Source organism: Saccharibacillus sp. WB 17 (assembly GCF_008634075.2).
GTDB classification, from domain to species: domain Bacteria; phylum Bacillota; class Bacilli; order Paenibacillales; family Paenibacillaceae; genus Saccharibacillus; species Saccharibacillus brassicae.
On the sequence record NZ_VPFK02000016.1, the window covers coordinates 62,629 to 71,595 of the forward strand.

Annotated in this window: 9 protein-coding genes and 1 pseudogene; all 10 read left to right on the forward strand. The window is 58.9% G+C overall.

Features of this window, described 5'->3' with window-relative positions; all coding sequences use genetic code 11:
- The first annotated feature begins 57 nt into the window (after positions 1-57).
- A complete protein-coding gene (gene rpsP, locus FTE24_RS08445; RefSeq protein WP_018975061.1) occupies positions 58-330 on the forward strand; it encodes a 30S ribosomal protein S16 in 273 nt (90 codons plus the stop codon).
- Positions 331-353: 23 nt separating this feature from the next.
- Complete coding sequence (locus tag FTE24_RS08450) at positions 354-584, forward strand: KH domain-containing protein (RefSeq protein ID WP_141449367.1); 231 nt, start codon at positions 354-356, stop codon at positions 582-584.
- A gap of 180 nt (positions 585-764) precedes the next feature.
- Positions 765-1,298 (forward strand): ribosome maturation factor RimM, encoded by a 534-nt coding sequence (gene rimM, locus FTE24_RS08455; RefSeq protein WP_150230905.1) that lies wholly within the window; start codon positions 765-767, stop codon positions 1,296-1,298.
- On the forward strand, positions 1,298-2,098 hold the full coding sequence (trmD, locus tag FTE24_RS08460) for a tRNA (guanosine(37)-N1)-methyltransferase TrmD (protein ID WP_150230903.1): 801 nt from the start codon (positions 1,298-1,300) through the stop codon (positions 2,096-2,098). Before rimM ends, trmD begins: the two co-directional genes overlap by 1 nt.
- Before the next feature lie 238 nt (positions 2,099-2,336).
- Entirely contained in the window at positions 2,337-4,760 is a 2,424-nt protein-coding gene (locus FTE24_RS08465) for a TPM domain-containing protein (protein ID WP_160441698.1), read from the forward strand.
- Positions 4,761-4,964: 204 nt separating this feature from the next.
- Positions 4,965-5,309, forward strand: coding sequence for a 50S ribosomal protein L19 (rplS, locus tag FTE24_RS08470; protein WP_141449371.1), 345 nt, complete (start codon positions 4,965-4,967; stop codon positions 5,307-5,309).
- 188 nt (positions 5,310-5,497) lie between these two features.
- Positions 5,498-6,124, forward strand: a complete 627-nt coding sequence (lepB, locus tag FTE24_RS08475) for a signal peptidase I (protein WP_150230899.1) — start codon at positions 5,498-5,500, stop codon at positions 6,122-6,124.
- A 90-nt stretch (positions 6,125-6,214) separates the two neighbouring features.
- The gene (gene ylqF / locus FTE24_RS08480; RefSeq protein ID WP_141449373.1) at positions 6,215-7,078 is read left to right on the forward strand and encodes a ribosome biogenesis GTPase YlqF; all 864 of its coding nucleotides are present in this window, start codon (positions 6,215-6,217) and stop codon (positions 7,076-7,078) included.
- A 232-nt stretch (positions 7,079-7,310) separates the two neighbouring features.
- Positions 7,311-7,985 carry a ribonuclease HII gene (locus tag FTE24_RS08485; protein WP_337190036.1) on the forward strand — a complete coding sequence of 225 codons (675 nt, stop codon included), beginning with the start codon at positions 7,311-7,313 and terminating at the stop codon, positions 7,983-7,985.
- A 123-nt stretch (positions 7,986-8,108) separates the two neighbouring features.
- A pseudogene (locus tag FTE24_RS08490) lies at positions 8,109-8,967 on the forward strand (hypothetical protein); the annotation flags it as partial.

Sequence of the window (8,967 nt, forward strand, 5' to 3'; positions counted from 1 at the left end):
GTGAAGCGATTAGGATAAAGCCTTAAAGCAGTTTATTTCTTGAAGGAGGTGATTTTCGTGGCAACTCGCATTCGTCTGAAGCGTATGGGCGCTCATAAAGCTCCTTTCTATCGTATCGTGGTATCGGATTCCCGTTCCCCGCGTGATGGACGCTTTATCGAGGAGATTGGTTACTACAACCCGGTCGCAGAACCGCAAGTAGTAAGCATCAACGAAGAAAAAGCATTGGCATGGCTGCAAACCGGCGCACAAGCGTCCGATACAGTTCGCAATCTGCTGAGCAAAGCCGGCATCATGAAGAAATTCCATGAAGCCAAACTGCAAAAATAAGACAGTGACTCGGAGGGGTTGACGTGGAACAGTTAGTAGCGGTCATCGCAAAAGCTCTGGTCGATCATCCGGAAGACGTCAAGGTCCGTACCGTAGAGAAAGAGTCCCTGGTCGTATACGAACTTTCCGTGCATCCCGATGACGTAGGCAAGATCATCGGGAAGCAGGGACGTATCGCCAAGGCGCTGCGCACGGTCGTGACGTCGGCAGCAGTCAAGCTGGACAAGCGGGTTACCGTGGATATCCAGTCTTAAAGGGAAAGTCCGGTGCGCGTGCGCATCGGCCGCTTTCCGGTCTTAAAGATATACGAAAAGGGGTTAGGAGGTTATCTTCCTAGCCCCTTTTCGTACATGGTCAAGACTTCGGCATCCCCTGCCGCCTTATATATAATGAAGCAAAAATTTATCGAAGCAGCGAAAGGACGGAATCGGAACATGAATTCGAATACCGAACCCCAGTTTTTGAGTGTAGGCAAAATCGCGAACACGCACGGCATCCGCGGAGAATTGAAAATTTTTCCGTTTACCGATTTCCCCGAAGTTCGTTTCGCCGCGGGCAAGCGGCTGTTGTTGATCTCGCCGGAAGACGGTTCCAAGCTGCCGGTCAAAATTTTGTCGGCGCGCGAGCAAAAAAACGTGTATGTCGTCAAGCTGGACGGCTACGACAATATCAACCAGGTGGAAAAGTATAAAGGTTGGGACGTCAAAGTGCCCAAAGAAGAAGCGGTCGAAGAAGAAGAAAATGCGTATTATTTCCATGAAATCATGGGCTGCAAAGTGCTGACCGAACAAGGCGAAGAACTGGGCGTGGTCACCGATATTTTGACGCCGGGCGCGAACGACGTCTGGGTCGTCAAAAGCGGCAGCGGCAAAGAACTGCTGATTCCTTATATCGAAAGCATCGTCAAAAGCGTCGATATCGCCGCCAAAACGGTCCGGATCGAAGTCATGGAAGGACTGCTCGACTGATGCGCATCGACGTACTCACTTTATTCCCGGACATGTTCGAAGGCGTGTTCGGGGCCAGCATTCTCGGCAAAGCGAGAGACAAAGGCCTCGTCCGTTTGTCGGCCGTCAATTTCCGCGAGTATTCCACGAACAAGCACGGCCAGGTGGACGATACGCCTTACGGCGGAGGCGGAGGCATGGTGCTCAAGCCCGAGCCGATCTTTGCCGCTGTGGAAGACCTGCTCCGGCGCAAAGAAGCGGAAAACCCGCAAACGGAGGCAGCCGCCGAAGATGATACCGTTCCCACTCCGGCCCCGCCCCGCATCGTACTGCTGTGCCCGCAGGGCGAGACGTTCACGCAGCGCAAAGCGGAAGAGTTTGCCCGGGAAGAACATCTCATTTTCATTTGCGGGCATTACGAAGGTTATGACGAGCGGATTCGGACCGGCCTCGTGACGGACGAGATTTCGATCGGCGATTACGTGCTGACGGGCGGCGAACTGCCGGCGATGGTCATGATCGACAGTACGGTGCGGCTGCTGCCGGGCGTGCTCGGCAACGAGAACAGCGCGGTCACGGATTCGTTCAGCACCGGGCTGCTGGAATATCCGCATTACACCCGTCCGACCGAGTTCCGGGGCATGCAGGTGCCGGACATTTTGCTGTCGGGGCATCATGCGAATATCGAAGCGTGGCGGCGGCGGGAATCGCTGCGCCGGACGCTGCAGCGCCGTCCCGAGCTGCTGGATCGGCTTGAGCTGAACAAGCAGGAGTCGAAATGGCTGGACGAGCTCAGACGCGAAGAAGAAGATCGCTTATAGAAGCAGATCGCCTATAGAAGAAAATCGTTCGCGCCGCGAGGCGGGCAGAGCCCTGGAATTTCGTGGAGACGAAATTCCAGGGTTTTTTCTCGTTTTGGCTGCTGCGGCAGATCCGCTTTCTTCTTTTTAAAAGAGAAAGGCCAAGCGGGAAGGGACAGTTTGCGAACAAAAGGTTACATAGAGAAGAAGGACGTCGGAACGGCGCACAAAGCGACGAATGGAAAAGGAGGCATGCAGGATGGGGAAAAGATGCATGAAAAAGGGGCTGCCGCTGCTGTTCGCGGTGCTGCTTCTGCTGCTGACGACGCTGCCGGCAGCCGCTTCGATTCCGCAGCGAAGCGGACTCGTGACGGACGAGGCCGGGTTGTTTACCGACAGCCAGATCCGGCAGATGGAGCAGGAACTTGGCAGCGGACCGTACAAAGTGTATGTGCTGACGGAGAGCGGTCTGGGCGAAAGCGACGCGGCCCGATTGTCGCAGCGGACGTACGAAAGGTGGGGGCTGAATCGGAATGAATTGCTGCTGCTGATCGTAACGAATCCCAATACGGTACATCTGGAGCTGAACAACACGGCGCTCGGCCGCGCGGATCGGATTATCGATCGGGCTTTCGTGCCGGCAGCGAATGAAGACGGACCGGCCGCGGGCGCGCTTGCCATCGGCGCTTACGTCAACGGAAACGGGGCATCATCCAACGGCTTGTCGTCGGACGGCGGACTGTTCGCCGGAGGCAGCTGGCTGTACGTCATTTTGGCGCTTGGCGTGCTCGGCGTGGCGCTGTACGTGCCGATTAGCATGTTCCGCGCCGCTTCCCGCGTGAAGAAGCGTGCGCAGGAGTTGAAAAACCGGCAGCAGGCCGCGTCCGCCAAAGTGGACGGGATCATGGTGTCGGAGCTGTTCCGCGAGGTGGAGATGGGCTTCGTGCAGGGGCAGACGCTCAAGGAAGCCGAAGCGATCAGCCGCGAAGCGGTCGATCTGCATCAAACGGGCGGCGAGCTGGCTTCGCGCCTTGAAGCTTTCCGCCCCGGCACGTTCGCGTCCGGCGCCCAGCGCAAACAGCTCGACGCGCTGAATAGCGAAGTGGAAGGCTGGGATAGCCGGATCGGGACGCTGCATGAGCGGTATGAGCAGGTATCCGCAAGCTTTGCCGAAGTGCGGCGCCGGGTAAGCGAAGGGCGCACTCTTGCGGCGGAGACGAAGAACAAGCTCGATCGGCTGCGCGGCGAAACGGGTTATCCGCTCGATGCGCTGCAGCGCGAATTCGACGCGGCGTCTGCGCTGCTGGAACGCGCGGACGGGCTGGACGAGTTCGACGTCATGCAGGCGGCCGCTCCGGCCGAGCAGGCGCTTGCAAGATTGGGCGAAATCGCGGAGCATGTCGACGCGCTGGGCGGCCTGGCGTCGGAAGCTGCGCAGTGGCCCGGCCGGATCGTGCAGGCCGAGCGCGAACTGCGTCCGGTCGTGGAACGCGAAGCGCTGATGCTGACCGAAGAAGACCCGTTTCGGGTGCTGAGCGAAGCGGGCGTGCAGACGCAGCGGCTGGACGGGCTGATCCGCGGCGGCGACGTGCCGGAAGCAAGAGCCTGCTCGGCCGGTATCGCCGCGCTGATTGCCGAAGCGGAAGATATCGTGCGCCGGCGCCTGGACAGCCGCTCTTCGTCGGCCCAATCGCTGCGGGACGCGGAGACGCTGCTGCGCGAGATCGAAGAGTTCGGTCCGCGTTACGAGAGCGAATGGAACGAACTGCGCGCAAGCTATGCCGAGTCGCATCTGGGCGAACAGCGCGCGCGGCAGGAAGAGATCGGCCAAGCCGAAGACGAGATTCGCCGGCTGCTGCCGGAGATCCGCTCCGCGCTCAATCCCCAGGTGCAGTATTACAAGGCGGCACGGGAGAAAAGCGACCGGGCGGACGAACTGGCGGCGCGCTCGCGGGAAGCCATGCGCGAAGCGCTGGGGTATGCCGATCAGCTGGCCGGACAGCGCCGTTCGGCGGAGCAGCGCCTGGAAGGGGCTCGCAGTGTTTTCCGTCAGGCGGGCGGGGCTTACCGGGCGATGAATATGCGGATGCCGGAGTACGACCGGGCGCTGCAAGCGGCGGAGACGGACAGCGAAGCCGCCGCTTCGGCGCTTGGGAGCGAGCCGGTCGACCTGCTGCGCGCGGAGCCGCTGCTTGCGGCGTACGAGCGCGGCGCGGCCGATTTTGCGGGGCATATCCGCGAACTTCAGCAGAAGCGCGACGAAGCGATGGCGCAGCTGGAGCGGCTGAACAGCGATTTCCTCGGCCGGGAGCCCGGTTATCGGATTCACCTGCAGACGCGTCCTTATGCCGCGCGGTACGGGGAATTCGAAGCCGAAGCCCGTCGGCTGATCGCGGCCGGCCGCTTCGACGAAGCGCTGGCGCAGGCGGCGTACGGACGCCAGGTGCTGGACGAAATGGAGCGCGACTACCGCCTGGCTGTCCAGCGCGCCAACAACAACCGCCGGGGAGGCGGGGGATTCGGCGGAGGCTTCGGAGGCGGATTCGGCGGCCCGGGCAATCGTCCGGGCGGCGGCCGTTCATCCGGAGGTTCGAGTTGGGGCGGCAGCGGCCGCTCCAGCGGTTCGTCTTCCTGGGGCAAAGGCGGAGGCAGCGGACGTTCGTCCGGTTCTTCCAAATGGTAAAAAGCCCGGATTCCGCGGGGGAGAAGCGAATCCGAAACATAAATGCGGCGCGTCCGAAAAATTTTGTGAGAATGTCTTGCCTTTTTGTGAAGTTTCATGATAAAATCAATCCGTTGTGTAATCTTGCGGTCCTCTGCGAATGATGAGGCGGAATTTATTTCCGAAGAAGACGTACGAACGCATGTGTGGAAGGAGGAAACAAACATGAATTTGCTTCAAACTCTTACTCAGGAACAACTGCGTACAGACATTCCAAGCTTCCGTCCTGGCGACACTTTGAAAGTGCACGTTAAGGTTATCGAGGGAACTCGCGAACGTATCCAGTTGTTTGAAGGTGTTGTGATTAAGCGCAAAGGTGGCGGCATTGCCGAAACTTTCACGGTTCGTAAGATCTCTTACGGCGTGGGCGTGGAAAGAACTTTCCCGATCAACTCGCCAAAACTCGACAAAATCGAAGTCGTGCGTTACGGTAAAGTCCGTCGTGCGAAACTGTACTACTTGCGCGATCTGCGCGGTAAAGCAGCCAGAATTAAAGAAGTTCGCCGTTAATTTTCTTTCGGGAAAACAAGCGGGCGAAAATGGGGAGCTTGGAAACAAGCTCCTTTCGTTTTATTCTCATAACGGTTAAGAATATGAGCATTTCTCAAAACCGGAAGGCCGCGAAGCTTTTTTTCACGGTCGGACGTTTTTGCAAAATGCTGATGTTCGGATATCACTCGTAAGGAGAGGGCAAGCTAATGGAAGAGAACGTGAACCATCCCGCGCAGAGCTCGGAAGACGCGCCTAAAAATCCGAAAAACAAAGTCAAAAGCGAGACCCTTGAATGGATTAAGGCGATCGCGATCGCGCTGGTACTCGTTTTTGTGATTCGCTGGCTGCTGTTCGCGCCTTACATGGTCGACGGAGAATCGATGCACCCGAATTTCCAGGACGGCGAACGCGTGATCGTCAACAAGATTTTGTACGATATCCGCGCCCCGCACAAAGACGAAGTCATCGTGTTCAAAGTGCCTTCCGAAGACAACAAGGAATTTATCAAGCGCGTCATCGCGCTGCCGGGAGATACGGTCAAGGTCGAAGGCGACGACGTTATGGTTAACGGCAAGCTGATCGAAGAACCTTATATCCAGGGCGTGCTCGACGAAGCCCACAACAACGGCGAGACGTACAACAACAATACCAATTTCCCGAACCCGAACTTCCCGGACGGAACCGTTCCCGCGGACCACGTGTTCGTAATGGGCGACAATCGTCCCAACAGCAAAGACAGCCGGATGATCGGGTACGTGCCGTTCAGCGACATTACCGGCCGCGCCGATCTGGTGTTCTGGCCGTTCAGCGATCTGCATATCGTCAATCATTAACCGCCGTTTGCCGCAAGAAGGCAAGCGGAGCATGACCGGCCGATGCGCGGGCAGTTGGCGCAAAGCCGTTAAGAGAGGTGACTCACCGTTATGACAATTCAATGGTTTCCCGGTCATATGACCCGGGCGCGCAGACAGATCGAAGCGAAGCTGAGCCTGATCGATCTTGCGATCGAACTGCTCGACGCACGCCTTCCGCTGTCCAGCCGCAACCCGATGATCGGCGACATTTTAAGAGACAAACCCCGTCTGATCCTGCTCAACAAGTCGGATCTGGCGGACCCCGAGATGACGAAGAAATGGATCGACTATTTCCGCAGCGAAGGCCATACGGCGATCGAGACCGATTCGTCGGGCGGCCGCGGCATGAAAGAAATTTCGATTCAGGCCAAAGCGCTGCTGCAGGAAAAGATCGATCGCCAGATTTCCAAAGGCATGAATCCCCGGGCCGTGCGCGCTTTGATCGTCGGCATTCCGAACGTGGGCAAGTCGACGCTGATCAACCGGCTGGCCGGCAAAAGCATCGCCGAAACCGGAGACCGTCCGGGCGTGACCAAAGGCCAACAGTGGATCAAGGTCGGCAAAGAAATGGAACTGCTCGATACGCCGGGCATTCTGTGGCCGAAGTTCGAAGATCAGAACGTCGGTATGAAGCTCGCGGTTACCGGAGCGATCAAGGAAGACGTGCTGAACGTGGAAGAGATTACGTTTTTCGCGGTCAAGTATTTTGCGGAGCATTACTGGCACCGGTTGTCCGAGCGCTTTGATCTCGGCGAACGTCCCGACGCGTTCGACGACGCGGACGAAATCGTGCGCATCATGGAAGTGGTCGGACGCAAACGCGGCTGCCTCATGAGCGGCGGCCGTGTCGATCTGCAAAAAGCGTCCATTTTGTTCCTGAGAGAACTGCGTGCCGGAAAAATGGGCCGCTTCTCGCTGGAAGAACCTTTCTAACAAACGCAAGGAAACGCGGGTGCGCGCAAGCGGCCAAGCAGCAGGAGCAACAAGCAAGCCGCCGCGCACACCGCGCGGGAGAAGATCGCTGAACGAGACGTATGGACCGCGCTTGACGGAAGCTTGCATGACGAGCAGCCGGAGCGGTGCATGAGCCGCGTTCCGCGATCTTTTTTTGCATGGACGGGCAGATCGGGAACGAGCCTCAACAGATCCGTAAAAATCGGTTAAAATAAAACAAAGAACGGGGGAACGCACAATGCCGAAAGAGAAAAAGGAAAAAGTGGAGATCGATCGCCTGCTGCTGGAAAAAGAATGGTGGACGGAAGGATACGAACGTATTGCCGGCGTCGACGAAGTCGGCCGGGGCTGCATGTTCGGCGACGTGGTCGCGGCCGCGGTCATTCTTCCGGCAGGACTCAAGATCGACGGGATCGACGATTCCAAAAAGCTGTCCGAGAAAAAACGCGACGAGCTGTACGACATCATTATGCAGGAAGCGGTCGCCGTCGGAGTGGGCCGAGTCGACGCGGAGACGATCGACCGGATCAATATCAGGCAGGCTTCGCGACTGGCGATGAAAATAGCCGTCGAAGCGCTGCCGGAGCAGGCGGACGCCCTGTTGGTCGATGCGGAGAACATTCAGGTGGAACTGCCGCAGCGCGCCATCATCAAAGGCGATTCGCTCAGCCAGAGCATCGGGGCGGCTTCGATCGTAGCCAAGGTGACGCGGGACCGGCTGTGCGCCGGAGAATGGGAACGCGATTATCCCGGTTACGGGATTGCCGTGCACAAAGGATACGGAACGGCCGTGCACCGCGAAAAGATTTTGGAGCTGGGTATCAGTCCGCTGCACCGGCACAGCTTTTTGGTCAAAATGAAAGCGGAATACGAGCAGCTGCGTTAGAAAAAGACGACGACAAACGTTACATTGCCGGTAGGCGGTTCTTATTGCCGGCGTCCTTTTGTCCGATATACCGGATAGAAGGTCTGGACTCGTGCGAGGCCAAGCCAAATTCAGGAAAGCGGGGTGAGCGGGATGAACATCGGTTCGTTATTCAAAAACATCATCGGAGACGCCAAGCCCGGCGAGATCAAGCAGGTGGACCTCAAAGCGGGGCAGGTCGTCCGGGGCGTCGTCCAATCGGTATCCGAAGACGGTAAAGAAGCGGTGCTCCAGATTCAGGGCGTCAAAGTGAACGCCAAGCTGGAAACGCCGCTGCAGGCGGGGCAGACGTCTTTTATGCAGGTGCAGCCTGCGGCGGAAGACGGCTCGATCGTGCTCAAGCCGGTTGCGGCTCCTCCGGGCGCCGCAGCCGGGGCGCAGTCGATGGAAGACACGCTGAAGCAGGTCGGACTGCCCGACAACAAGCCGAACCGCGAGTTGATCCGCATGATGCAGCAGGCCGATATTCCGGTCACCCGCGAGCAGACGACCGAAGTGCGCAATCTGCTTGCGCAAAAGCCGGCTGCGGTAGACGCGCAGCAGTGGGTACGCTCGATCGGCATTTTGCAGCAGCGCGGACTTCCCTTGACGCCGCAGAGCGTGGCCGGCATGCAGCAGGCCGTATTCGGCCCTCCGGCATCGGCGCTGCTGCAAAATCTGGAGCAGCATGTCGCGGCCGCGCTGTCGCAGCTTGGCGAAGCGTCGGGCGACGGAGCGGCCGGATCGGGCCGTCCGAACGTCGGCGCGCAGGCGGCGAACGCGGCCGCTTCGGCGGCTGCGCCAGCAGCGGGTAATGCTGCTCCTGCGGGTGGCAGCGGCGTGCCGGCGCCGAACGCGGGCAATGCGGGCGCCGCTTCCGCAGCGCCTCCGGCCGGCAGCCCGGCCAATCCGGCCGCTGCCGGAGCGGCGGCGCCGGCAGACGGCGAGCAGAGCCCGCCGCTTG